This window comes from Bradyrhizobium sp. 44 (genome assembly GCF_023073095.1).
Taxonomy (GTDB): domain Bacteria; phylum Pseudomonadota; class Alphaproteobacteria; order Rhizobiales; family Xanthobacteraceae; genus Bradyrhizobium.
On sequence record NZ_JADPIY010000008.1, the window covers coordinates 1,183,489 to 1,208,677 of the forward strand.

The window sequence follows — 25,189 nt, forward strand, 5'->3', positions numbered from 1 at the left end:
TTGCGCACGGGGGGCCGGGACCCATAGCCACCGAGTCTAATTTGGCGACGGCTGGTGGTTACCAGCTACGCACGCCAACTTCGTCACGGCGTATGGGTCCCGGCCTTCGCCGGGACGACATTGAGTTTGTGATGCGTGCGTTGCCAAATTGCTCGCCGGTTCAAATCCCCAACATCATCTTCGCAATAATATCGCGCTGGATCTCCGAGGTGCCGCCGAAGATCGTGTAGGCGCGTCCGTTGAGATATTCCGGCACCACCGTCAGCATCTCCTCCGGCATCGCTGGCTCATGGTTGAGCCTGTAGAGCGGGCGCATCGGCTCGACCGCGAGGGCGTCATGGCCGATCACGTCGGCGCCGAGCCGGGTCACGGCCTGCCGGATCTCGCTGTTGCGCAGCTTCAGGATCGACGACACCGCGCCGGGATTCTGTCCGGTCTGCAGCGCCGACAGCACGCGCAGCTCGGTCATCTCCAGCGCGTCGATGTCAACCTCGACCTCGGAGATGCGCGTCGCGATATCAGGACTGTCGATCGCGCGGCCCGTCAAGTCGGACTCGGCGAGACCCGCGATCGCCTTCAGCCCTTCGCGCAATTTTGCCGACGCAATGCCGGAGCCGCGCTCGAACTCGAGCAGATACTTGCCGTAGGTCCAGCCCTTGCCTTCCTCGCCGACGCGGTTCGCCACGGGAACGCGCACGTCGTCGAAGAATACCTGGTTGACCTCGTGGTCGCCGCCGATGGTGAGGATCGGGCGCGTCGTGATGCCCGGCGTCTTCATGTCGATCAGGATGAAGCTGATGCCGTCCTGCTGCCGCGGGCCGTCGCTGGTGCGCACCAGCGCGAACATGCGGTTGGCGTGATGGGCATGCGTGGTCCAGATCTTGGTGCCGTTGATGATGTAGTCGTCGCCGTCGCGCACCGCGCGCGTCTTCAGCGAGGAGAGATCGGAGCCGGAGCCCGGCTCGGAATAGCCCTGGCACCAATAATCCTCGCCGGACAGAATGCGCGGCAGGTAGAAGTTCTTCTGCTCCGCCGAGCCGAAGCCGATGATGACAGGGCCGACCATCTTCACGCCCATCACGTTGACATTGGGCACGCCGGCCCGCGCGCTTTCGGTCTCGAAGATCCAGCGCTGCGCCGGCGTCCAGTCGGGACCGCCATGCTCGACCGGCCAGCCCGGCGCGCCCCAGCCTTGCTTGTGCAGCGTGCGCTGCCAGGCCATGCCGATATCGGGGTCGGAGAACACCGACGGCGTCAGCGCGGTCGCGCGCTTCATCTCCTCGGTGAGATTCTTGGCAATGAAGCCGCGCACCTCGTCCTGGAAGGCGCGCTCCTCGGCATTGAACGACAGGTCCATGATGCGCTCCTTGTGTCAGGCCGGCACGGTGCCGCGGCCAAGCAGGGCGTGGCGGCCATAGTGGTGCGCGCTGCCGCCGAACAACGTGTCGAACGCGACCAGCCGCTTGAAATAAGCGCCGACCTCGAGCTCCTCGGTGACGCCCATGCCGCCGTGAAGCTGGATCGAATGCTCGCCGACGAAACGCGCGGATCTGCCGATCTTCGCCTTCGCGCCCGACGCCGCCCGCGCGCGCTCGACCGGATCGGCGTCGACCTTCAGCGCGGCGCGCAGCGCCATCGAACGCGCTTCGTCGACCTGCACCGCCATGTCGGCGAGGCGGTGGCGGATCACCTGATTGGCCGAGAGCGGCCGGCCGAATTGCTTTCGGATCTTTGTGTACTCCAGCGTGGTGTCCAGCAGCACCTGCATGATGCCGACGGCCTCGGCGCTAAGCGCAGCCATGGCGCGGTCAACAGCCCATTCGATGGCCGGCAGCGCGTCGTGCCCGTTGCCGAGCAAGGCATCCTCCGGCAGTTGCGCATCCGACAGCTCGATGTTGCAGGCGCGCCCGCCGCCGAGCCGCTCGTAGTCGGAGATCGCGACACTCGGAGTCGTCGCCGGCAGCAGGAACAGGCCGATGCGGCCGGAGGGGCCCTGATGATCATGGATATGCGCGGAGACGATGATCTCGTCGGCGGCGTGGCCGTCGAGCACGGCAATCTTGCTGCCGGCCAGGCGCCAGCCTTGCGCCGTCTTGTGGGCGGTGGTTGCGACCTTGGCAAGATCGAACCGCGCCGCGCGCTCGGAATGCGCGAGCGCAAGCTTCAACGATCCCTCCGCGATCTTCGGCAGGATTGCCTGCTTCTGCGCCGTGCTGCCGCACCGCTCGATCAACGCAGCGCCAAGCACGACCGTCGCGATATACGGCTCCGACACCAGCCCGCGACCGAAGGCTTCCATCAGAATGCCGATCTCGACCGCGCTGCCGCCGAGCCCGCCAAACTCTTCCGCAATCGGCAGCGCCAGCCAGCCCAGTTCTGCGAATTGTTTCCACACCGCCGGACTGAAGCCGAGCGGATCGTTCGCCATCTTGCGGCGGTGATCGGCATCGTAGCTTTCGGCCACGAAGCGCCCCGCGCTTTCGCGCAGCAGCCGTTGCTCGTCGGTGAGATTGAGATCCATCGTATCTACTCCGCGGCCGCCGGCGGCTTGCGCACGGAGGGGTGCAGGCCGGATGGATCGACTACCATGCCGAATTCCTGAAGATTATGCGCGTGACAGAGCTGATGCAGCGTAAAGGCCTGGTCGATTGCGGCCGGTTGGCCCATCACGTCAACCGAACGATTCACCGCCTCCTTGGTCAGCTTCAGCGCAAAGGACGGTTTTGACGCGATTTTGCGCGCCAGCGCCAGCACGGCGGATGACAGCTCTGCGCGCGGCACGACCCGGTTGACCATCCCGAGTTGATGCGCCTCCTGCGCGCTCCAGCTATCGGCCGTGAACAGAAATTCCTTGGCCTTGCGCGGGCCGAGCTCCCAGGGATGCACGAACCATTCGACGCCGCAGACACCCATGGTGACCACGGGATCGCAGAACTGCGCATCGTCGCTGGCGACGATGAGATCGCACGCCCAGGCCAGCATCAGGCCGCCGGCGATGCATTTGCCGTGCACCTCGGCAATGGTCGGCTTGGCGAGGTTGCGCCAGCGCCGCGTGATCTGGAGATAGATCTCCTGCTCGCGCGCGAAGCGGCCATGAGCGTTTGCTTCGGCGAAGCCGCCCCAATTTCCGATCGGCGGAAAATCCACGCCCGCTTCATTCTTGCTGCCGGGTCGCAGGTCATGGCCTGAGGAGAAGTGCGGACCATTGCCGGCCAGAATGATCACCTTGACCGCATCGTCCTGCACCGCCTGATCGAAGGCGGCGTTGAGATCGTAGGTCATTTGCAGGTTCTGCGCGTTGCGCGCGTCGGGCCGGTTCATCACGACCCGGGCAATCGCCGGCTCCGGCCTCTCCACGAGGATGGTCTCGAACGAGCTCATCGCGTTCCCCTGGCGTTCCCGACCTGGCATTATTGTTCCCTCAAGTTGACTATTACAGCCGGGATTAAGCAAGAGGCTTGCGTACATCGGCTGCTTTTCACAGGCCACGGCCGGGACGCAAGATGTCTGGCATCTCGCGCGCGCAATCTGGTAGCTTGCGCCCGATTCCACCGGGAGAAATTTGATGCGCAAGATCCTGACCGTGCTGGCGGCGCTGGCCTCGTTGAGCCTCACCAATTGCGGCTATAACGCGATCCAGAGCGAGGACGAGCAGATCAAGGCCAACTGGTCCGAGGTCGTGAACCAGTATCAGCGCCGCGCCGATCTCGTGCCCAACCTCGTCAACTCGGTGAAGGGTTTTGCGCAGCAGGAGAAGGACGTGCTGCTTGGCGTCACCAATGCTCGCGCCAAGGTCGGCAGCATCCAGGCGACGCCCGAGGTGCTGAACGATCCCGCCGCATTCCAGAAATTCCAGGCGGCCCAGGGCGAGCTCTCCGGCGCGCTGTCCCGGCTGCTCGTGGTCACCGAGAACTACCCGCAGCTCAAGTCGGACGCGCTGTTCAAGGATCTGATGTCGCAGCTCGAGGGCACCGAGAACCGCATCACGGTGGCGCGCAACCGCTACATCAAGGCGGTGCAGGACTATAACGTCACCATCCGTTCGTTCCCGAGCAATGTCACCGCGATGGTGTTCGGCTACAAGGAGAAGCCGAACTTCTCGGTCGCGAACGAGAAGGAAATCTCGACCGCACCGAAGGTCGATTTCAATCCGGCGCCATCGAAGTAAGTGCCTTCGACCCCGATGCATACCCCACCCACCACTGTCATTCCCCGCGAAAGCGGGAAATCCAGTACGCCGCGGCTTCACCATATCCCGCTGGCGTCTCTGGAATACTGGATCGCCCGGTCGAGCCGGGCGATGACAGCGAGTGTGTGGTGGCGTGTTGCCATCACGGTCGCGCTCCTGTTCACCTTTGCGCTTCCCGCCTCAGCCGATGTCGCCATACCCCAGCTCACCGGCCGCTTGGTCGATCAGACCGGCACGCTCTCCAGCGGCGACATCGCCGCGCTGTCGCAAAAGCTGCAGGACTTCGCGACCCGCAAAGGCAGCCAGCTCGTCGTCCTGATCGTGCCGACGACGGATCCGGAGACCATCGAGCAGTTCGCGATCCGCGTTGCGGAGGCCTGGAAGATCGGACGCAAGAAGGTCGACGACGGCGCCATCCTCGTGGTGGCCAAGAACGACCGGCACCTCCGCATTGAGGTCGGTTACGGCCTCGAGGGCTCGCTCACCGACGTCACGTCGCGGCGCATCATCGACGAAGCCATCACGCCGAAATTCAGGAGTGGCGATTTCGCCGGCGGCATCACGGCGGGCGTCGATCGCATGATCCGCGTCATCGATGGCGAGCCGCTGCCGACGCCCTCGCGGAGCGTGAATTTCGGCGATTGGAACGACATCGAGCCGCTCTTTTTCTTTCTGCTGTTCGGCCCGCTGGTCATCGGCGGTATCCTGCGCTCCATGTTCGGGCGGCTGTTCGGTTCGGGGATAACCGGAGCGATCGTTGGTGTCATCGCCTGGTTCGTGATCGGCTCTGCGATCATTGGACTAGGTGTCGGTTTGCTCGGCGCTGTTCTGACGTTTATTGCCGATCTGTTTGGGGCGGGATCGGGCACGGGATCCTCGCGTCGCGGCTCGTGGTCGAGCGGCTCGTCATCCGGCGGCTGGAGCAGCGGGTCGTCGTCGAGCGGCGGCTTCAGCGGCGGTGGCGGCAGCTTTGGCGGCGGCGGTGCTTCGGGGAGCTGGTAGGTCATGAGCATCAGGCGCATCACCCGGCATCTGCTCCAGCATCATTGGCGTGCCAAGCAGGTGTTTCCGAAAGACGTGCTCGACCGCATCGAGCAGGCGATCAAGCGTGGCGAAGCCATGCATTCCGGCCAGGTGCGGTTCGTGATCGAAGGCGCGCTCGATGGCGGCCCGCTGTTTCGCAATCAGCCGGCGCGCGAGCGGGCGCTCGACGTGTTCTCGCAGCTGCGCATCTGGGACACCGCACACAACAACGGCGTCCTGATCTATCTCCTGCTCGCCGACCGCGATGTCGAGATCATCGCCGATCGCGGTATCGATGCGAAGGTTGGCGCCGAGGGCTGGGAGAGCATCTGCCGCGCGATGGAGGCGGAGTTCAGGTCAGGGCAATTCGAGCGCGGCGTGATCGGCGGGATCGAGGCGGTGTCCCGCGAGCTGGCAAAGCATTTCCCGCCGCAGGGCCCGCATGCGAACGAGTTGCCGGATGCGCCGGTGGTGATGTAGTCCCGGCTGGTAACCCTACACTCCGTCATTGCGAGCGTAGCGAAGCAATCCAGACTGTCTCCTCCGTGGGACTCTGGATTGCTTCGCTGCGCTCGCAATGACGATGCTGAAGCGCCGTGCTTCTTCCGCAAAGAGTCACACGCAGCCGCCAGCCCACCTAATCATCCAGCTTGTTCAGATCCCGCACCGACTGCATGATCGGCTCGAAGTTCGAGCGCGCATCAAGCGCGTCGAACAGTTGCGCGGTGTCGTCCAGCAATCCATGCGACCTAGCAATCGCGATGCGGACGTCTTGCTGCGGTGTGTCCGACAGGCGCCCGTGACCAGACAGCAGGATCTTCGAGTCCAGCCCCTTCAGCCGCTCCAGCGATTCGATGTAGTCGGCGATGCTTCCCGAGCCGAACACGCCGCCCATCACGCCGCCGGGCATGAGCGTATCGGCGGCGAACAACAGCCCCTTGTCCTGGTCGAACAGCGTGATGCAGGCCGAGGTGTGGCCGGGCGTGTGCATCACGTTGAGACGGAAATTGCCGAGGTCGATCAGATTGCCCTCCTCGAGCCAGATGTCGATATTAACAGGCACGTTCGGCTCGTTGAACATCTTTCGCAGCATCGAGAAGTCGTCGCGCAGCATGATCTTGTTGGCGGCGAGGCGATGGGCGGCGACGAAGGTGCGGCGCTCGTTGAAGTGCCAGGCCGCGCCGATATGGTCGAGATGCTCGTGGCTGAGCACCACCATGTCGATCTTCTCCGGCGGGCAGCCGACGAAGTTCAGGCATTCGACCATCGCCGCATAGTTCGAGGACAGCCCGGTATCGATCAGGATGGTCCGCGCCGAGCCGCGCACGAGATAGACATTGGCGGCGCGATTGGAGAAACGGATCTGGTAGACGTCGTCCGCCGCCTGGATCAGCGAGCAGGTGTCGTTCTTCATCAGGACCGGAAAGGCCGTCGGCTTGCCGTCGCTCATGATTGGGCCGCCCGGTAGCTGACCGCGTTGGCGGCGCGCAGGCGCTTCGACAGCGCATCCATCACCATCAGCGCAAAGGCCGGCTGCTGGCTGACGAGATAGACGAAGCGGGCGTGGTTGACTCTCATCACCTTCGTGTTCGGCGCCGCCGCGATCGCGGTCGCCGAACGTGCGGAGCCGTCGATCACGGCCATCTCGCCGAAGAATTCGCCCTTGCCGAGTTTGATGATGCTGGTCTTGCTGGCGCCGCTGAACTTGGCGATCTCGACCTCCCCGTCGAGGACAACGTACAGCTCGCGGCCGGTCGAGCCTTCCTCGAAGATGATGTCATCGACGCCAAACTCGTTGATGCACTTCTCGATCGTCATGGCACCCCCCAAGGGCCTCTGCAGCCGTTCTGGCTGACAGGCAGTCATGTTAGCGGGGTAACAGGGGCGGGCAAACAGCCTGTTCTGGCGGGAGCGTGCCCTACCGCAGGGCAGCATCGGCTGACGATTTGTTGCACGCCGTCACACCGGTTCCACTTTCCCGGCCCAATTCGGCCCCGGATGAGTTCCTAAAATTTTGGTAAGCGGGTCCGCAGGTAAGGAATTCGCAAGCAATGAAAGTTACCAAAAGGTCAACCGAGACTGGAGTATTTGAGCCGTGAGCGAACCAATGCCCGAGCAGGCCGCCCAGGATACTGGCGTCGTCGTAGCCGCAGCGACCGTGCCGCAGGCCATCGAGGCTGCTGCCGGCATCGAGGCCCCCTCGATTGCCCCCGACCACGAGACGCCGCCGAAGCCTGATCCGGTCAAGCCCGATCCAATCAAGGTCGAGCCCCCAAAAATCGAGGCATCGAGGATCGAGACGCCGAAGTTCGAAACCAAAGCCGAGCCCAAGCCAGAAACCAGGTCCGAGCCAAAGCCCGGCAAGCTCATCGTCATGGCACCCGCGGAGCGGTCTTGGGGCGGCGAGGAGTTTGCGCCGCATGTGAAGGCGGACGAGCCGCGCGAGACCGGCGGCAAGCGCCGCCTGTCGGCGATGGCCGCGGTGGTGGCGATTGCGGCCAGTGTCGGCGCCATCAGCGGCGCGCTCGCGACCGCAGGGATGATGCACTTCGCAAGCCCCGCGCCGGCACAGGTCGCCGACACCAGCGCGCTGGAATCCTCGGTCGCCCGGATCGATGCCGATGTCGTCGCGCTCAAGGCCAATGTCGAGCACACCTCCAAGACCGGCCTCGGCCAGTTCAACCGGACCAACGACCGCCTCGACAAGCTCGAGAAGGCGCAAGCCGAGCCGATGGCCAAAATCGCGAAGCTGTCCGAGACCGTCGACAAGCTCCGTGCCACTCCGCCGGCGGCGCCCGCCCAGGCCGCAGCCGCCGTGCCGGCCCGTGAGACCACCGGCTCGATCGCTCCGGCCCAGGTTGCGACCGCAGCAGCTGCGCCGGCTCCCGCCGCACCCAAGACCGAGGTCGGCAGGCTGCCGACGGTCGAAGGCTGGGTGCTGCGCGACGTCTCCAACGGTGGTGCACTGGTCGAGGGCCGCGGTGGGCTCTACGAGGTTTATGCCGGTGACCCCATCCCAGGGGTTGGCCGTGTCGATGCGATCCGCCGCCAGGACGGCCGCTGGGTGGTCGTCACCAGCAAAGGGCTGATCGTCGCGCGCTGAGCCGCTCATCATCCGACTTTCGAAGAGGCGCTTCACCACCAGGTGAAGCGCCTTTTTGCTTGAATAGTCGTCCCTGCGCGGTGTTACCTGAGGCATGAGCCGCGCCTTGCGAATTCTCGTTGCTGCTGCCGTATTTTTCGGCGGCATCGTGTCGTTGTTGGCCGCGGAGAACGCGCAACTGGCACGCGGCACGGCGATCACCGATCCCGATCTCCTGCGCGAGATTGACCAGCACGATGCGCTCACGATCTCACGCCTATTGTGGCCGGAGCGGAACGCGAACTTTGCGCTGACGACCGATCTGATGTTTTCGTGGCTGTCGCAGCTCAAGGAAATTCGCCCCGCAATCGACGCCGAGATCGACCGCTATGTCGCGCGGCAGAAGGCGGCATATTCGACCGAGACCATCGGCGTCGGCGAGGGCTTCGACGTACAATTGTTCGATCGGGCCAATCTGAAATCCCGCGACACCCGTTTCGTGCTGGCCGGCATCGTCAACCGCATGGACCGGGCCTATGTCTCGGAAGACTCTTGCGGCGAGATCAGGCTGATCTATCGTCTTGCGCGTTTCGAGACCAAACCGGACGGCGGCAGGACAGCCACGCGGCTGCCGATGACGCTCAATCTGGTGATGAAGGCGCGCGACGCGCGCCAGATGGACGGGAGCGGCAAGCGGATCACCTGCGCCGAGGTCGCGCGACGCTGGCTCGGCGATGGCGACTGGCAGGGGCTGATCGACAGCGACTTCTTCCCTTACGATGCGACGCTCGATCGCATCGAGACCAACGTTCAGATCTCGGTTGCAGCGAAATCGGCGCTGCACGATTTCCGCTCCGACTATCTGCTCAAGGTGTTCAAGTACGACGCCGCCTCCAAGACGTTCGCGGAATCGACCCTGGAGAACCAGATCGACCGCGACCGCATTCTCGCCGACAATGATCTCCGGCGCGACTTCAGGGATTGGCTGCTTGCGCCCGACCATCTTCGCGACTTCGATCGCGGGACGGTGCTGATCCCGGAAAAATTCCTGGCCAAGGCTGCAATCGTGCCGACGCCCGCCGGCCTCGATTCTTCCCCGTTGCAGCCGGAGTTCGGGATGATGCAAGGGGAGGGCAACGGAGAGGGACAAGGCGAGCCGGTCTTCTCCGACAACGACGTGGTTGGTGCGCTGAAGCAGGCTGCGGCGCGTGGCATCGATCTGCAGAACGTCCGCTCGGTCGCGGGCTTCCAGCGCCGCCTCAACGATATCACCTGCGCCGGGTGCCACCAGACCCGCGGCATCGGCGGCTTTCATTTCCCGGGCGTCGATTGGCTCGCGGACAAGCCGTCCAATGCGACCATCGTGCCGGCTTCGCCGCATTTTCTTGGCGACCAGGTCCGCCGCCGCGACATCCTGACCGCGATGGCCGCAGGCAAACGTCCTGATTTCTCACGCGGATTTGCCAGCCGGCCGCAGACCCGCGGCAGCACTGAGCTGGCCGGGACCGAATATCAGGACGGCTGGGGCGCGCATTGTTCCCTGGAAAATGCGGGATCGGGATCGGCCGACAGGAGTTTTACGTCATGGAACTGTGCTAAAGGATTGACCTGTCAGGCTGCCGCGGCCTCGCGCCGCATCGGCATGTGCTTCATCAAGACGCGTTAGCGCGTGATCCGGACCCGGAGGGCCGCGCCAGCGCAAAGTGTGCAGCGGTTTTCCGAAGATCACGCGCAAGATAAAGCCCACAACCGGTTTGGATGACCCATGACGGACTCCAGCGAAGCCAACAAGGAGCGCAATCGCGAGATCGCGCAGAATGAAGAGGCCAAGCAGGTCACCGGCAGCATCCGCGTCAGCACCTGGGCTGTCACGGTCGTCGTCATCATCGGTGGAATCCTGTTCACGCTCGGCTGGCTGGCGCTGAAGTAGTCGGCACGCTCACTTCGCGTAGTTCGTCATCCGCTTGCCGGGCAGCAGCTCGTAGGCCGGCTTCCACCCGGGCAGTGCGGCCATGCGGCCAAGCCAGGCGTGGATGGCGGGATAGCTTTCCGCGAAATCGAAGCCGTGCTCGTCGCTCGGATAGTGCAGATAGGCCATCATCGAGATATCGGCGACGGTCGGCCTGGTGCCGATCGCGAATTCATTGTGCTGGAGATGGCCGTCGAGAATGCCGAGGAAGTCTTCGAGCCGCCTGCGAAAGTGTTTCAGCACCTGCGGATCGTTACTTTGCGTGAAGGCGCGCATGAAGCGGTAGGTCGCCATGTAGCCGGTGAGCTTGTGGTTGTCCCAGAACAGCCAGCGCAGCAGCTCGAACTTTTCCTCCTCGGTCTCGGCACCGAAACGCCCGTACTGCTCGGTAAGCTTGAGCAGGAGAGGCGCGGTCTGCGTCATCTTCACACCGTCGACCTCGAGCACGGGAATCTCGCCCATCTCGTTCACGCTCTTGCGCCATTCCGGCGTGCGCGTGACGCCGCCGGCAAAGTCGGTCCAGACCGGCTCGAACCTCTCGCCGCAAAGCGTCAGCATCAGCGCCAGCTTGTAGCTGTTGCCGGATTCGGGGAAGTAGTGCAGGCGGTAGCTGGGCATGGGACCTCGCGATTACTTTGCCGACTACTATACCGCGATCTCCTGACATGGTCATTGCGAGCGTAGCGAAGCAGTCCAGCAATGCGTTCGCGGCGGGATTCTGGATTGCTTCGCTGCGCTCGCAATGACGGGGTTGTGGCAGCGTATTGCCTACCCCACCGCCCCCTGCGACCGCAGCTGCTTGATCGCGGCGTCGTCGTATCCCGCGCCGCGCAAAATCTCGTCACTGTGCTCGCCGACGCCGGGCGGCTTGCGCGGCTGCACTTTCTTGGCGCCGTCGATCCAGATCGGGCTGGAGATGGTGAGCATGGTGTCGTTCTCGAACGGCACCAGCACCTCGTTGTCGAGCATTTGCTTGTCGTTCGGGATGTCGTCCAGGATGCCGACGATGCCGAACACGAGTCCGTTGCCGTCGAGGATCTTGCGCCATTCGGCGAGATCCCTGGTCGCGAAGGTCTCGTCAAAGATCTTGATCAGCTCGACGGATCGGGCGTGGCGGTCGGGTTTGGTAGCGAAACGCGGATCGGTGACGAGGTCTTCGCGGCCGAGACACCTGGCCAGCGTCGGAAACTGCTTCTCCTCGCTCAGCAGTGACAGGATCAGCCAGCGGCCGTCCTTGCACTGATAGTGGTTGGCGACCGCGTTCAACGCGCGTTCGCGCGGCCGCCGCTCGGCGAACTTGGCGCCGCAGAGCTTTGCCTGCGCCAGCACGCTCGCAGCCCACACGCCGTTTGCCATCAAATTGGAGGCGACATGCGAGCCCTTGCCGGTCTTCTCACGCTGGTACAGCGCGGTGACGATGGCGCCGTAGAACGCCATGGCGCAGGGATGGTCGCCCATGCCGGCGACCGAGCGGGCCGGCGTCGTGTCGGTGTCGGCGCGGACGAGGTCCATCAGGCCGGAGCGCGCCCAATAGGCGTTGCTGTCGAAGCCGGGCTTGTTGGCCTCTTCGCCTTTCTCGCCATAGCCGGTGAAGGAGGCGTAGATCAGGCGATCATTGAGATGGGCGAGGTGGTCATAGGTGATGCCGAGCTTGGTGCGCACCGGCGGCGGCATGTTGGTGATGAAGACGTCGGCCTCTTCCACGAGCTTGTAGAGCACGGCCTGCGCCTCCGGCTTTGCGAGGTCGAGCGCGATGCTCTTCTTGTTGCGGGCCTCCAGCAGCCAGGCGAAATTGTGCTCGCTGGTCGGATAGCCCGGAATGTTGGGCAGGTTGCGGTAGGGATCGCCGGCACCGGGCGGCTCGATCTTGACGACATCGGCGCCGAAATCCGACAGCACGGTCGCGGCCGCTGGTGCTGCGATGAAGCTCGCGCAATCCAGCACCTTGAGCCCTGCAAAAATGCCCTTTTCCATCGCGGATTGCTCCCTCACTCGTGTTGTTTCCCGCGCGCTGGAATTGGCGAGGGCCACGTCACGGGCAGCATTAGACCGATGTTTCGGCGGGATGCAACGCTCCTCGCCGCGCCTCACTCATCCCCTGCGAGCAGGGCAGCGTTGCCGCCGGCTGCTGCGGTGTTGATCGTCACGGTCTGCTCGGTCGCAAAGCGCGCGAGGTAGTGCGGGCCGCCGGCTTTCGGGCCGGTTCCGGACAGGCCGTTGCCGCCGAACGGTTGCACGCCGACGACGGCGCCGATCATGTTGCGGTTGACGTAGATGTTGCCGATCTGGACGCGGTCGACGATCGCCTCGATGGTATCGTCGATGCGGGAATGGATGCCGAGCGTCAGCCCGTAGCCGGTGCGCTCGATGGCTTGCAGGACGCGTTCGAGATTTTCGGCAGGGTAGCGCACGACGTGGAGGATCGGGCCGAACACCTCCTCGGTCAGCTGGCCGGCATCCTCAAGCTCGAAAATATGCGGCGCCACGAAGCAGCCCTTCGGCGCGGTGCCGGCAAAGTGCAGCCGCGCCTCTCTCTTCATTCGTGCGATATGCGCATCGAGGCGCTGCTTGGCCTCGACATCGATCACCGGGCCGATATGGGTCGCGACGTCGCTTACGTCGCCGATCTTCAACTCGCGCGCGGCGCCCGCGATCATCTCGATCATGCGGTCGGCGACGTCCTCTTGCACGAACAGCAGCCGCAGCGCCGAGCAGCGCTGGCCGGCGGAACGAAACGCCGAGGTGACGACATCGTCCGCGACCTGCTCGGGCAACGCGGTCGCATCCGCGATCATGGTGTTGATGCCGCCGGTCTCCGCGATCAGCGGCACGATTGGCCCGTCCTTGGCTGCCAGCGCCCGGTTGATGCTGCGCGCGACCTCGGTCGATCCGGTGAAGACGATTCCGGCGATATCGGGGTGCGCGGCCAGCGCGGCGCCGATGTGGCCGTCGCCGGCGACGAGGTGCAGCGCGCTTGCGGGGATGCCGGCTTCGTGCAGCAGCCGCACCGCCTCGACCGCGATGCGCGGGGTCTGCTCTGCGGGCTTGGCCACCACGCTGTTGCCGGCCATCAGCGCGGCCGTGACCTGGCCGAGGAAGATCGCCAACGGAAAATTCCATGGCGAGATCGCGACGAAGACGCCGCGGCCGCGCATGGCCAGTGCATTGCTTTCGCCGGTCGGACCCGGCATCGCCACATCGTTGCCGAATAGCTTGCGGCCCTGCGCGGCATAATAGCGGCAGAAGTCGGTGGCCTCGCGCAGTTCCGACAGCGCATCGTCGAGCGTCTTGCCGCCCTCGCGTTGCAGCAGCGCGATAAAATGGGGCGCGCGGTTCTCCAGAAGATGCGCTGCCTGCTCCAGCGCCGCCGCGCGCGTGGCTGCGGGTGTCCGGCTCCAGGCGGCAAAGCCGGCGCGCGCTGCAGCCACTGCCGCATTGGCCTGATCCGGCGTTGCCTCAGTGACAGGTTTGAAGTCGATCGTCTCGGCCTTGACCTCGGTCAGCAACCGCTCGAGCGCGGCGCGCGCGCCGAATTCGACGCCGCGCGAATTGCGCCGTTCCGGCGCGAACAGATCGCCCGGCAGCGGAATTTTCGGATGGGACGCCTGCTGCGGCCGGACGACGGCATCCGCCGGGCGTTGCAACAGCGCCGTAACCGGCACGCGGTAATCGGACGCCTGTGCCACGAAGGAGGAATTGGCACCGTTCTCCAACAATCGCCGCACCAGATAAGCGAGCAGGTCGCGATGGCTGCCGACCGGGGCGTAGGTGCGGTAGGCGATTTCGGGGTGATCCTTGGCGAGCTGCTCGTAGAGCGCCTCGCCCATGCCATGCAGGCGCTGAAATTCGAAGCCGCCGTTGACGCCGGCAAGCTCCAGCACGGTCGCCACGCTCAGCGCGTTGTGGGTGGCGAATTGCGGGAAGATCCGTGGCCGCAGACTCAACAGCTTTTGAGCGCAGGCGACGTAGTTCAGATCCGTCATCGCCTTGCGGGTGAACACGGGATAGCCGTCGAGCCCGCGCTCCTGCGCGCGCTTGATTTCGGTGTCCCAATAGGCGCCCTTGACCAGCCGCACCATCAGCTTGCGGTCGTGCGCGCGGGCGAGCGCATCGACATAGTCGATCACGTCGCTGGCGCGCTTCTGGTAAGCCTGAATCGCGAGGCCAAATCCGTCCCAACCGGCAAGCGAGGGATCGGCGAGCGTTGCCGCGATCACGTCGAGGGACAATTCCAGCCGGTCGGCTTCCTCGGCATCGACGGTGAAGTTGAGATCATGGGCCTTGGCGCGCTGCGCCAGGTCCAGCAGTTGCGGCACCAGCTCGGCCATCACGCGGTCGCGGCTGATCGCCTCGAAGCGCGGATGCAGCGCCGAGAGCTTGACGGAGATGCCGGGCCGGTCGGGCAGGGGATGGTTGCCGGCCGCCTTGCCGATCGTCTCGATGGCACTGGCATAGGCGTCGAAATAGCGCCTGGCGTCGGTGGCCGTGCGCGCGCCTTCGCCGAGCATGTCGAAGGAATAGCGCGCCCTCTCACCCGAGCGCGGCCGGGCCCGCTCCAGGGCCTGCGCGATGGTCTCCCCCAGCACGAAATGATTGCCCATCAGCCGCATCGCCTGGCGCGTGGCGGTGCGCACGGCCGGTGCGCCCAGCCGCTTCACGAGACGGCCGATGGTGCCGTCGGGCGTCTCGCCGGGCTGGATCACCCGCGCCGAGAGGCCCAACGCCCAGGCCGAGGCGTTGACCAGGAAGGCGGTGGACTTGGTCTCGTGATGGATGAAGTCGCCCTCGCCGAGCTTGTCCTCGATGAACTGGTCGGCGGTGCGCGCGTCCGGCACGCGCAGCAGCGCCTCGGCCAGCACCATCAAAGCGAGGCCTTCCTTGGTCGAGAGCGCGAACTCCCGCAGCATGTCCTCTACCCCGCCAAGACCGCCGCCAAGCCGATCGTCGCGCTTGCGGATGGCTTCGATCAGCCGTGTCGCGGTGCGATCGATCCGCGCCTCCTGCGGCGGGCCGAGATGCGCAGACGGCAAAAGGCGCGCGGCGATCTCGGCATCATCGGGCGCGTAGGCGGCGGAGAAGGGAGGCGGGATGTTCGGCATGACGTGTCCTGTGGCTCCAATCCAGGATAATGCCGGCGTTACCTTAGCTCGATAGACAATTTAGCCGATCTGGCTTAGGAAATTAAGCCTCGCAGCCATTTGACCTCATAAAGTATGGAATTAGATCGCACAGACCGGAAGATCCTCTCGATTTTGCAGCAGGACGGGCGAATCGCCAATGTCGAGCTCGCGGAGCGCATCGGGCTGTCGCCGACCTCGATCGGCGAGCGGCTGAAGCGTTTGCAGCGAGAGGGCTTTATCGAGGGCTATGGAGCGCGGCTCAACCCGCACCGGCTCGGCCTTGGGCTCCTGGTGTTCGTCGAAGTGCTGCTCGACAAGACCACGCCTGATAATTTCGAGCGTTTTGCCCGCGCGGTGAAACTCGCGCCCGAGGTGCTGGAGTGTCACATGGTTGCCGGCGGCTTCGACTATCTTGTGAAGGCGCGGCTGGCAAACATGACCGCGTATCGGCGCTTCCTCGGCGAGACCTTGCTGTCGATGCCCGGCGTGCGCGAAACGCGAACCTATGCGGTGATGGAAGAGATCAAGCGCGACGCACCATTGCCGGTGGACTAACGAAGTGCTGTCGCGATTGTCATTGCTGTGGCGTTGAACGGGCGATCTTCGCGGGACAAATAGTTCTCCGTGTGCAATCGCAACGCCTGTCGTCGAATGCACTGACCGACTTCTGAAATTTTCTTGGCCCGGCTCCCGGATCGATCCGGGAGTTAGCGAAAGCCGCCGGGCTTATACTTTGAGGTTCTCTGCGGAGCTTTTGCCTCGGTTTGCGATCTCTTCATATTCCACCGTCTGCCCTTCGTTCAGGGACGACAGGCCGGCTTTCTGCACTGCCGAGATATGCACGAACACATCCTTGCCGCCCGACGCAGGCTGGATAAATCCATAACCCTTCGTCGGGTTGAACCACTTGACCGTACCTTTAGCCATCACGACTTCTCCGCGGGTCTTCCTCCGAGATCGCGAACCGCCAGTCCCCGCCAACCGGCCGGTTCGGTCCTAATACGATACGCGGAATGTGGCTGGCTTGGTAGCTCAAACCACATCCGCCTTTCGCCGAATTCCGCTCAACTTCGCGGCGTTTTTGCCGGATTTGCCCGTTTCGCGGTCACTTGGTCCGCGCGCCGCGTGCCATCCGTCAATAAGTCGCGGCCAGATAATCGACGATCTTGCCGACATCGGCATTGTCGATCGGCGCGCCATAAACCTTGATCATCTTGGTGACCTCGGCCTGCCAGAAACCTTTCTTGTCCTTCATCGGCGGCTGCGTGTTGATGTAGTCGGCGGAGTGGCAGGCGCTGCAATTGCCCTGCACGACTTCAAGATTGGGCCCGGGCTTGAACGCCGCGACCTCATCGGGGGTCTTGTAATTGACCGGGGCTGCAAGTGCAGAACCCACCACGGCGGCGAGCGCGAGCGAAATGGCGAGAAGAGCGGTGCGCTGCATGATCATTCCCCTCAAGCCACGGTGACGCGGACGGTTTCGACGACGTTGCGCAAGTAACCCGCCGGATTCCAGCGCGGCGTATCCGGCTGGGTTTCGCCGCCATTGCCAGTGGCGCGCACCTTGAGCTCGTGAGAGCCCGCCGCGAGCTTCACCGGCAGCGTCCATTCACGGAATGAGTATTTGCCGAGATCCTTGCCGAGCTTGGCGCCGGTCCAGGTCTTGCCGCCGTCGGTGGAGACCGCGACCTCCTTGATACCCTTGCCGCCGTCGAAGGCGATCCCGCGCAGCGTCGTGCCGCCTGCTTTCAGCTTGGCTCCGTCGGGGACGCTGGTGATGAAGGAGCGGATGGTGAAGCGGTTGATCGGGATCGTCGCCTTCGGTGCGGTGCCCGGCTCGACCGCATTGTTCGGCGTGTCCGGAATGCGATAGGCCGACTTCATCCAGAAGCCGTCATAGACATTGTCGATGACGGTGATCTCGTTGACGTGCTTGACCCAATAGGTGCCGAAATAGCCGGGCACGATCAGGCGCAGCGGAAAGCCGTTGAGGAACGGCAGGTCCTCGCCGTTCATGCCATAGGCGAGCATCACCTCGCCGTCGCTGGCGTGATCGATATCGAGCGCCTTGACGAAGTCGGGCGTCTTGTCGCTGACCGGACCGTCCATGCCGTTGAAGGTGACCTGCTTGGCGCCGCTCTGCACGCCCGCCATCGCCAGCACGGCCTTCAGCGGCACGCCGCGCCATCGCGCATTGCCCATCGCGCCGTTGGCGAGCTGGCCGCCGGCGACGCGCGGATCCAGGAAGCCGCGGCTGTTGCCGGAGCACTGGTTGACGGCGACGATCTCGGTCGCCTTCATCTTCCTGATGTCCTTCAGCGACAGCTTGAGCGGCTTGTCGACCTTGCCCTTGACCTCGAGGGTGAACTTGTCGGGGTCGAGACTGTAGGGCAGGTCGGAAAGGTGATAGCGCACGAAGAACGCGTTATTCGGCGTGATCGGGCCGTCGTTGAAGACCGCGAATGGCGTCTCGAGCTGCGGCGGGCGGCTGGTCAGGCCGATCATCGGCCGCTTCTGCGGGTATTTCACCAAGGGCCGTTCGCCATTGGCTAAGGGCAGGGCGACGGTGTCGAGTGCCAGCGCTTTGGTCGAGTTCAGTGCAGTCGCAACAGCGGCAAGGCCCGCTCCTTTGAGCAGGTCGCGTCGATCGAACATGTGGTCTCCTCCCGGAGCTTTTCGGTGGATCACGGTCATCACCGCGATCTCGCACTCATGTGTCGCAACGACTCAGTTGAAGTCAATTCGTGCTTTCGCAGCAGGCCCATGCCGCTGCGTTGCAGCAAGCCGGTGTTACGCCGCGACGCGTTCGCCGCGATCGACGAGCGCCGACAGCTCCCTCGCGTCCGCAACCACACGCACGGCCATCGGTTCGTCGCGGCCGCGGATCGCGACCTCCTGCTGCGGCAGCGCATCGTCGGCAAGGCCCGCGGTGCGGCGGACTTCCTCCGAGACGATCGCTTCGCAGGCCAGTGTCTTGGTCATGTCCTGGAGGCGGGCCGCGACGTTGACGGCATCGCCCAGCGCCGTGAATACGATGTGATCGCGATAGCCGATGTCGCCGATGATGACCTCGCCGCCGTGGATGCCGATGCCGAAGCGGATCGGCTGGCGCAGATCGTGGCTCAGGAGCTCGTTCAGATCGTCGATTTGCCTGGCGATGCCGGCGGCGGCCTTCAGCGCCTGCCGGCAGGCTTCTTGTGGATCGGCGCTCAGCCCGAACAGCGCCAGCATACCGTCGCCGACGAACTGGTTCGGCTGGCCGCCATTCTCGATCACGGCCTGCGAGACGGCGCCGAGGAAGCGGTTGACGATGAACACGGTGTCGAACGGCAGCCGCTTCTCGGCCAGTTGCGTCGAGCCGCGCATGTCCACGAACAGGCTGACGAGATAGCGCTCCTGGCCGATTCTGGCGGGCGTCGAGGCCTGTGTGCTCGCCGTCAGGGTATGCGCGGTGAAGAGCTGGAAGAAGGAGAGATCCGACGTCGGCCGCAGCTGGCAGGCGAGCCTGATCGAGGGGTCGCTGGTGCCGACGCGGGTGAGCACGAATGCCTCGCGCTGCGACGGCTCGGGCAGGGCGTCATGATCGCCGATGATGCGGATGCGACAGGTCGAGCAGCGGGCGCGGCCGCCACAGACGCTGGCATGCGGCACATTGTGGCGCAGGCTCGCTTCCAGCACGGAAAGGCCTTTTGGCACCCGCACCGTCTTGCCGTTGCCGTAGGACAGCGCGATCATGCCACCGCGTCGTTCGCGCAAGGCCCGCACGCCGCGTGCGGCGAGCGCCAAGGCGAGCAATCCGAGATAACCGGCGGTGAGGCCGCCGGTGATGCGGTCGAGCGTCGTGGCCTCGGCAGCCGTGCCGACCTGGCGGCGCGTGAGATTGTGCGTCCGCCATTCCCCGTCGTCGGCCTCGACCTCGACGCTGCGGCCACCCTGGTAGACACCCAGCAGCGACAGCGTCGGGATCAGCACGGCCGCCGCGAGCAGATAGGGCGCCGCGCGCGTGAAGAACGGTTTGAGACGAAGCCAGAAATAGATGCCGATGCAGCCGTGCACCCAGGCGATGAGAAGCAGGATCGTCATGGTCCAGATGCGGTTCGACGCAACGAAGAACAGATAGAGTTCCTGCGGATAGAGCTTTTGGTGCCCGTACAGCGTCTGGCCGAGCCGCACGCCGATCACGTGCCCCATGACCAGCGCGGGGATGCTCAAGCCCAGCACGAGCTGCAGCGGCTCGACCGTCCGCCAGCGGAACTGCCGGCGCTGATACAGTGCATAGATGCCGAGCCCCATATGCGTGAGCGCCGCCGTGTAGAACGTGATCGCAACCGGCAGGAACTGCCACAACAGCGTGTGGTAGTAGACTCCGATCTCCATGGCATCGACCGAGATGTTGCCGAGCGCATGGTTGAGGAAATGGCTGACCACATAGGCGAACAGAATGACGCCGCAGACCAGCCGCACCTGGCGCACGCTGATGGCGCGGGAAAGCTCGGAAAATCGTGAGGATGCGGTTGCGGCCATGATTCTGTTGTATCAGTTCATGAAGGAGAACAGCCAGCGTCGCGTTTAATTCCGGGGATGGCCAGCTTGCGGGATCACATCCGCGGCAGGGTGACGAAATCGTAGGGTGGGAAGGCGTCTTGGCGCCGTGCCCACCAATCGGCACTTGTGGTGGGCACGCTCGCTTTGCCCACCCCATAGTCTCCTCGTCGGGGCTGGGATCGCGACAGCGGAATAGGTCGATCCGTTCCCAACATTGACTCCCCCTCCCAGGTTGGCGAAAAGCGCCGCCGTGACGACAGCTCCCGACATCACGATGCCCCCCGCCGGCGCGGCGCGCCGGCCGCTCGTCATGGCCGCGGCGATCATCGCCGCGATGACGCTGCTGCGCATGGTCTACGCCTCGGCCATCGAGCTGCGTACGGACGAGGCCTATTACTGGACCTGGTCGCAGGAGACGGCGCTCAGCTTCCTGGATCATCCCCCCGGCATCGCCTGGCTGATCCGGTTCGGCACTGCGATCTTCGGCGACACCACGCTCGGTGTGCGCTTCGGCGGCATCGTCGCGATGCTGGTGACGCAGCTCCTGCTCGCCGACATCGTCCGCCGCCTCACCCATGATGTGCGCGCCGTCGTGCTCGCGGTGCTGATGCTGGAGGCCGCGCTCTATTACGGCCTGCTGATGGCCAAGGTTGCGCCCGATGTCGCCATGATCCCGTTTGCGGTGGCGATGATGTGGTGCCTGGTGCGGCTTGCGCTGGGCGGCGACGGCCGCTGGTGGCTCGCGGCCGGCCTGTTCGCCGGATTGGCGATGCTGTCCAAATTCACCGTGATCATGTTCGCGCCGGCGGTTGCCGCCTTTCTGCTGGTGCCGGATTGGCGCTGGCGCTGGCTGCGCAGCCCCTATCCGTATCTCGCGGTCCTGATCGCAATCGCCGTATTCTCGCCCGTCCTGATCTGGAACGTGCAACACGACTGGGCCGCGATCCGCTTCCAGGGCGTGCGCGCCACCACCAGCTACGGCATCTCGCTCCGCACCTTCGGCGACTACATCGGCCTGCAATTCGGACTGGTCGGCTTCGTCATGCTGCCGGTGGTGCTGACGGGGGTGGTGATGACGGCGTGGCGCGGCTATCGCACGCGCGAGCCGGTCGCGATTTTGTTGTCGACCGCGGTCCTGGTGCCGTTTCTCTATTTCCTCGCGAAATCCCTGACCCTCCGCGTCGGCGACACCTGGCCGATGTTCATGTGGCCGGTGGGTTTCGCCGCCGCCGCTGTCAACCTCACCGTGCTGTCGGGCGAAGGAAGATCGGCGCGGATGGTCAGGGCGTCGCTGTTCTGGGCCAACACGGCAGTGGTCTCGGGCATCGCCTTTGTCGTCATCGTGTTCTTCTATTACGTCGCCGCGCCCTGGAATTTGCTCGGCAAGATCGATCCGGTCGGCGCTGAATCCGGCTACGAGCAGGTCGCCGCGCGCGCACAGGCCGCATTGGACGAGACCGGCGCGACCTGGATCGCCACGACGGACTACCGCACCTATGCCATGATGCGCTGGCTTTTCAGGGGCCGCGTGCCCGTGATCGAGATCAACGAGCGCGGCCGCTTCCAGGACTTTCGTGATCCCGGCATGGATCGGATCAAGGGCCACGCCGGCATTTATGTCGGACGCGAGCCGGACAACCGCTCATCGCTGTGGGAGAACATCCCCGCCAGGCGCGAGTCGCTTGGTCAAGTCGAACGCCGCTGGCGCGGTCTCGTGATGGACAATTATGTGCTGGAGAAGCTCTCAGGCTGGACGCCGGAGCTGTCGCCGCCGACGAACTCGCCGCTGTTCCAGTGGCGCGTGCTGGCTTTCGTCTCCCCGCAAGCGTGGGACGGCAAACAGAATGCTACTCCTCCTCTTCCTTCTTCCGCAGCAGATCCGTGGCGAGATCCGACAGCTTCGGCGGCGGCAGTGCCGCGAACGGCAGCGGCCGGGTGACGTCGATCGCGGCGAGGCCCAGCCGCGCCGTCAGCAATCCATTCAGCATGCCTTCGCCCAGCCGCTGCGACAGCTTCGCCGCAATGCCGTGGCCGAGCATCTGCTGCACCAGGCTGTCGCTCGCCGCCATGCCGCCGGTGATGGCGAGATGGGCGATGACGTGGCGGAGCAGGCGGATCATGCCGAGCGCGCCGGGACGGCCGCCATAGAGAAAAGCGAGCTGGCGGATCAGGCGCAGCGACGCCACGAACACGAACAACACGTCGATCAGCGCGCGCGGCGAAACCGCCGTGACGATCGAGACCTTCTGCGCGGCTGATGACACCAGCCGCCGCGCCTCGATGTCCAGCGGCGACATCAATTCGCGCTCAGCGAGCCGGATCATGTCGGCTCCGTCGATAATCTCCCCGGCGTGGCTCTCCAGTGCGGCACGGGCGCGCGCGAGCTGCGGGTTCTGATGTGCGATCTTGAGCAGATCCTGCACGATGATTCGGCTCTCCTTGCGGTCGTCGCTGGCAAGGACGGCGGCCGCGCGCTGATGCAGCTTTTCGATGGTTGCCAGCCGCGCTAGCCCGAAAGCCTCGCGTCCGGTCACCACCGCGAGCGCAAGCGCGGTGACGAAGGCAAGCGCCAGTCCGACGAAGCCGAGGCTTTCGCTGCGCGCAAACAGATCCTCGATCAGACGGACAACGCCGAGTCCGACCCCGAGCAGCGTCAGCCCGGCAACGCCGGACCAGAACAATGTGCCCCAGGGAAAGCCGCGCCGCGCCGGTAGCGTCGCTGCGATCGGCACCGGCAAATTCGCCGGATCGGGCTCCGGCGTGATCTGGATGGTGGTGCGACCGAGCCGGGTCGTCTCGTCGGCTTCGGTGACGACAACACCGGGGTCGTCGAGCCGGAACGTTGCCGGTCGCCGGGACTTCGATCGGTCGTTCATGACAATTTGTCTCCGATCAGGAACTGCAAGGCACGGTCGAGGCGGATGTGAGGCAGCGCCGGCTGGTCGGCGCCCTCGCGTTCGAGCTTTGGCGGGCGGAAGCGCAGGAAGCGAAAATCGCTTCTGTCGGCGGCCTCGGTCGAGAGGCCGCGGAACGCGTCGGTGCCGTTGAACAGCGGTTCGGGATCCAAGGGCAGGTCGCCCGGAAAGGTCGCCACCTCGGTGTTGCCGTCGAAGAACTCGCCGCCGGCGCTTTCGCCGGCGGCCGGCGTTCCCAAGATCGACGGCAATTTGTCACGACCATGTGCGACCTGCGCCTCGCGCGTGGCGCGGACGGCGGCGAGCGCGACGACGTCGATCGCAGCGCCCGTAGTTTCCGCGCGCGCAACCGCGTGGGTGACCGCGCGGCGCAGCACGGCCTCGAGCCGGTCATGGCTGAAATGATGCAGATGATCCGCCTTGGTCGCCGCGAACAGAACGCGGTCGATCCGCGGCCGGAACAGGCCGGAGAGGATCGTGCTGCGGCCGATGTTGAAGCAGTCGAGAATGCCCGCGAGCGCGGCTTCGAGATCGTGCAGCGCTTCGGGGCCGGCGTTGAACGCGGCGAGCGCGTCGGCCAGCACGATCTGGCGATCGAGCCGGGCAAAATGATTCCGGAAGAACGGCCGCACCACGACGTCCTTGTAGGCCTCGTAGCGACGTACCATCATCGCCCACAGCGATCCCTCCGGCGCCTGGCCGCCCGCGGGCACGTCGAGCGGTGCAAAGGTCAGCGCCGGTGTGTCGGCGAGATTGCCCGGCATCAGGAAGCGGCCGGGCGGCAGCAGGCTCATCGCAAACCGCTCGTCGCGGCAGCCTTGCAAATAGCCCCTGAACAGCTTCGCGGCCGTGAGCGTCGCCTGCTCGTCCTCGCGCGCCTCGGGCTTGAGCGTTGCGAGATGCGCGTGCCAGTCCGCGGCCAGATGCACGCGCGGCGCCTCGCGCGACAACGCAAGGCTTTCGGCGGACCATTGCTCGAAACTCTTCTGGAGCAGCGGCAGGTCGAGCAGCCACTCGCCGGGATAGTCGACGATGTCGAGCGTCAGCGTGCGGTCGGCGCCGTTCGGGCGCTGGTAGTCGATGACGAGCCTGAGCTCGCTGATGTCGACAGTCGAGCTCGGCCAGCGCCGCTCCTCGATCAGCGCGCGCAGATGGCTCTCATAGGCAAAGCGCGGCACGGCGTCGTCCGGCTGCGGCGCCAGATGCGCCCGCGCGATCCGCCCGGATGAATAGGCCTCGAATACCGGAAACCGCCCACCGCGCGTCAGACCATGGATCAGCGCGGTGATGAACACCGTCTTGCCGGCCCGCGACAGGCCTGTGACCCCGAGCCGCACCGTCGGGTTGAAGAAGTGCCCGCCATAGTCGATCAGCGCCCTCGCCGACAACCGCGCTTCTTCGACCATATCCTGGAAACTGAATGCCATTTGAACGTTAAGTGATCTCGGCGGGAGAAAATGTGTGACCGATCACAAAAGTGGCAATTGCGTGGGGAAAATCAAGCTTCATACTTCCACCTCCTTTGTCGGCAAATCACCCGTTTGAACGACGCGCCGGTCCCGAAACACCCATACAAGAGGGTATTGTCTCAACTTGCGGATTGCCATGACCGTCTTCCAACTGAAACAGCTCGCATCCTCCTCCGTCCACGCAGCCGCCGACGCGGTCGGCTGGCATTACGACCGCGCCGAGTTGATCGCCGACGGCGTGATCCACGCCATCGGCGTGCTCTGCGGCATCATTGCCGCGACCGTGCTGGTGGTGCTGACGGTGCTCTTTGCCGACGCGACCGACATCGTCGGCGTCTCGATCTACGTCGCCGGCCTGCTCTCGATGCTGGTGTTGTCGGCGACCTATAATCTCTGGCCGGTCTCGCCGGCCAAATGGCTGCTGCGGCGCTTCGACCATTCGGCTATCTATCTCCTGATCGCGGCGACCTACACGCCGTTCATCCTGGAGGTGAAGGACAGTGGATTCGCGCTGGTGCTGCTCGCCGGCGTCTGGTGCGTGGCACTCCTCGGCATCGTGCTGAAACTTCTCTACCCCGGCCGGTTCGACCGCGTCGCGGTCGGCATCTACCTCGCGATGGGCTGGAGCGGCATCATGCTCTACGATTCCGTGGTCAAGGCGCTGCCCGCGCTGGTGCTGGGCTTCATCCTTGCGGGTGGACTACTCTACAGCTTTGGCGTGATCTTCCATGCCTGGCGGCGGCTGCGCTTCCAGAATGCGATCTGGCACGGCTTTGTCTTGGCCGGCGCGGCGTGCCATTATACCGCGGTGCTCGACCTCGTGTTGAGCTGAGCAAGCTCCGCAAAGCGGAATAAGCCAAAACGGTATAAGACAAGA

23 protein-coding genes are annotated in these 25,189 nt (G+C 64.7%); 9 read left to right on the forward strand and 14 right to left on the reverse strand.

Annotated features, from left to right (window positions below; translation table 11 throughout):
* Nucleotides 1-160: 160 nt before the first annotated feature.
* From IVB41_RS07730 to IVB41_RS07740, 3 genes are read right to left on the reverse strand one after another with little or no spacing between them, the layout of a single operon-like run.
* Nucleotides 161-1,357, reverse strand: coding sequence for an acyl-CoA dehydrogenase family protein (locus IVB41_RS07730; RefSeq protein WP_247403643.1), 1,197 nt, complete (start codon nucleotides 1,355-1,357; stop codon nucleotides 161-163).
* 15 nt (nucleotides 1,358-1,372) lie between these two features.
* Nucleotides 1,373-2,521, reverse strand: coding sequence for an acyl-CoA dehydrogenase family protein (locus tag IVB41_RS07735; RefSeq protein WP_247428650.1), 1,149 nt, complete (start codon nucleotides 2,519-2,521; stop codon nucleotides 1,373-1,375).
* A gap of 5 nt (nucleotides 2,522-2,526) precedes the next feature.
* Nucleotides 2,527-3,381, reverse strand: a complete 855-nt coding sequence (locus IVB41_RS07740; RefSeq protein WP_247403639.1) for an enoyl-CoA hydratase — start codon at nucleotides 3,379-3,381, stop codon at nucleotides 2,527-2,529.
* Nucleotides 3,382-3,565: 184 nt separating this feature from the next.
* Here IVB41_RS07740 and IVB41_RS07745 point away from each other — a divergent pair, with 184 nt between their 5' ends.
* The 3 genes from IVB41_RS07745 to IVB41_RS07755 all read left to right on the forward strand — a co-directional run bounded on the left by IVB41_RS07745 (nucleotide 3,566) and on the right by IVB41_RS07755 (nucleotide 5,692).
* Nucleotides 3,566-4,168 (forward strand): LemA family protein, encoded by a 603-nt coding sequence (locus IVB41_RS07745; RefSeq protein WP_027565244.1) that lies wholly within the window; start codon nucleotides 3,566-3,568, stop codon nucleotides 4,166-4,168.
* A gap of 132 nt (nucleotides 4,169-4,300) precedes the next feature.
* Nucleotides 4,301-5,191, forward strand: a complete 891-nt coding sequence (locus tag IVB41_RS07750; RefSeq protein ID WP_247428653.1) for a YgcG family protein — start codon at nucleotides 4,301-4,303, stop codon at nucleotides 5,189-5,191.
* A 3-nt stretch (nucleotides 5,192-5,194) separates the two neighbouring features.
* Nucleotides 5,195-5,692, forward strand: a complete 498-nt coding sequence (locus IVB41_RS07755) for a TPM domain-containing protein (protein WP_247403634.1) — start codon at nucleotides 5,195-5,197, stop codon at nucleotides 5,690-5,692.
* A gap of 157 nt (nucleotides 5,693-5,849) precedes the next feature.
* On the opposite strand, the gene IVB41_RS07760 is transcribed toward IVB41_RS07755, so the two are convergent.
* Complete coding sequence (locus IVB41_RS07760; protein WP_247282469.1) at nucleotides 5,850-6,662, reverse strand: MBL fold metallo-hydrolase; 813 nt, start codon at nucleotides 6,660-6,662, stop codon at nucleotides 5,850-5,852.
* Nucleotides 6,659-7,030 carry a Crp/Fnr family transcriptional regulator gene (locus tag IVB41_RS07765; protein ID WP_027520234.1) on the reverse strand — a complete coding sequence of 124 codons (372 nt, stop codon included), beginning with the start codon at nucleotides 7,028-7,030 and terminating at the stop codon, nucleotides 6,659-6,661. Before IVB41_RS07765 ends, IVB41_RS07760 begins: the two co-directional genes overlap by 4 nt.
* Nucleotides 7,031-7,319: 289 nt before the next feature.
* On the opposite strand from IVB41_RS07765, the gene IVB41_RS07770 reads away from it, so the two are divergent.
* From IVB41_RS07770 to IVB41_RS07780, 3 genes are all read left to right on the forward strand, one after another.
* Entirely contained in the window at nucleotides 7,320-8,315 is a 996-nt protein-coding gene (locus IVB41_RS07770) for a hypothetical protein (protein ID WP_247404358.1), read from the forward strand.
* A 94-nt stretch (nucleotides 8,316-8,409) separates the two neighbouring features.
* Entirely contained in the window at nucleotides 8,410-9,960 is a 1,551-nt protein-coding gene (locus IVB41_RS07775; protein ID WP_247428656.1) for a hypothetical protein, read from the forward strand.
* 99 nt (nucleotides 9,961-10,059) lie between these two features.
* Nucleotides 10,060-10,224 (forward strand): hypothetical protein, encoded by a 165-nt coding sequence (locus tag IVB41_RS07780; protein WP_197031092.1) that lies wholly within the window; start codon nucleotides 10,060-10,062, stop codon nucleotides 10,222-10,224.
* A 9-nt stretch (nucleotides 10,225-10,233) separates the two neighbouring features.
* Here the strand turns inward: IVB41_RS07780 and IVB41_RS07785 are convergent, their stop codons facing one another.
* From IVB41_RS07785 to putA, 3 genes are all read right to left on the reverse strand, one after another.
* A complete protein-coding gene (locus IVB41_RS07785; protein ID WP_027565239.1) occupies nucleotides 10,234-10,881 on the reverse strand; it encodes a glutathione S-transferase family protein in 648 nt (215 codons plus the stop codon).
* 150 nt (nucleotides 10,882-11,031) lie between these two features.
* The gene (locus tag IVB41_RS07790; protein WP_247428677.1) at nucleotides 11,032-12,237 is read right to left on the reverse strand and encodes a CaiB/BaiF CoA-transferase family protein; all 1,206 of its coding nucleotides are present in this window, start codon (nucleotides 12,235-12,237) and stop codon (nucleotides 11,032-11,034) included.
* Between the two features lie 113 nt (nucleotides 12,238-12,350).
* A complete protein-coding gene (gene putA / locus IVB41_RS07795) occupies nucleotides 12,351-15,362 on the reverse strand; it encodes a bifunctional proline dehydrogenase/L-glutamate gamma-semialdehyde dehydrogenase PutA (RefSeq protein WP_247428681.1) in 3,012 nt (1,003 codons plus the stop codon).
* Between the two features lie 114 nt (nucleotides 15,363-15,476).
* Between putA and IVB41_RS07800 the strand changes: the two genes are divergently transcribed.
* Nucleotides 15,477-15,938, forward strand: coding sequence for an Lrp/AsnC ligand binding domain-containing protein (locus tag IVB41_RS07800; protein ID WP_247428700.1), 462 nt, complete (start codon nucleotides 15,477-15,479; stop codon nucleotides 15,936-15,938).
* A 171-nt stretch (nucleotides 15,939-16,109) separates the two neighbouring features.
* Here the strand turns inward: IVB41_RS07800 and IVB41_RS07805 are convergent, their stop codons facing one another.
* The 4 genes from IVB41_RS07805 to IVB41_RS07820 form a co-directional block, all read right to left on the reverse strand.
* Nucleotides 16,110-16,310 carry a cold-shock protein gene (locus tag IVB41_RS07805; RefSeq protein WP_007596519.1) on the reverse strand — a complete coding sequence of 67 codons (201 nt, stop codon included), beginning with the start codon at nucleotides 16,308-16,310 and terminating at the stop codon, nucleotides 16,110-16,112.
* Nucleotides 16,311-16,518: 208 nt separating this feature from the next.
* Nucleotides 16,519-16,827: a cytochrome c gene (locus IVB41_RS07810; RefSeq protein ID WP_247428703.1), complete on the reverse strand. Its 309-nt coding sequence runs from the start codon at nucleotides 16,825-16,827 to the stop codon at nucleotides 16,519-16,521.
* A gap of 11 nt (nucleotides 16,828-16,838) precedes the next feature.
* On the reverse strand, nucleotides 16,839-18,038 hold the full coding sequence (locus IVB41_RS07815; RefSeq protein WP_247428706.1) for a molybdopterin-dependent oxidoreductase: 1,200 nt from the start codon (nucleotides 18,036-18,038) through the stop codon (nucleotides 16,839-16,841).
* Nucleotides 18,039-18,173: 135 nt separating this feature from the next.
* The gene (locus IVB41_RS07820; protein WP_247428709.1) at nucleotides 18,174-19,907 is read right to left on the reverse strand and encodes an adenylate/guanylate cyclase domain-containing protein; all 1,734 of its coding nucleotides are present in this window, start codon (nucleotides 19,905-19,907) and stop codon (nucleotides 18,174-18,176) included.
* 295 nt (nucleotides 19,908-20,202) lie between these two features.
* Between IVB41_RS07820 and IVB41_RS07825 the strand changes: the two genes are divergently transcribed.
* Nucleotides 20,203-21,867, forward strand: coding sequence for a glycosyltransferase family 39 protein (locus IVB41_RS07825; protein ID WP_247429101.1), 1,665 nt, complete (start codon nucleotides 20,203-20,205; stop codon nucleotides 21,865-21,867).
* Here the strand turns inward: IVB41_RS07825 and IVB41_RS07830 are convergent.
* A complete protein-coding gene (locus tag IVB41_RS07830; RefSeq protein ID WP_247282463.1) occupies nucleotides 21,776-22,804 on the reverse strand; it encodes a YcjF family protein in 1,029 nt (342 codons plus the stop codon). The genes IVB41_RS07825 and IVB41_RS07830 overlap by 92 nt on opposite strands.
* Complete coding sequence (locus IVB41_RS07835) at nucleotides 22,801-24,270, reverse strand: YcjX family protein (protein ID WP_247428713.1); 1,470 nt, start codon at nucleotides 24,268-24,270, stop codon at nucleotides 22,801-22,803. Before IVB41_RS07835 ends, IVB41_RS07830 begins: the two co-directional genes overlap by 4 nt.
* 178 nt (nucleotides 24,271-24,448) lie before the next feature.
* Here IVB41_RS07835 and IVB41_RS07840 point away from each other — a divergent pair, with 178 nt between their 5' ends.
* The gene (locus tag IVB41_RS07840) at nucleotides 24,449-25,144 is read left to right on the forward strand and encodes a hemolysin III family protein (RefSeq protein ID WP_247282461.1); all 696 of its coding nucleotides are present in this window, start codon (nucleotides 24,449-24,451) and stop codon (nucleotides 25,142-25,144) included.
* Nucleotides 25,145-25,189 lie beyond the last annotated feature (45 nt).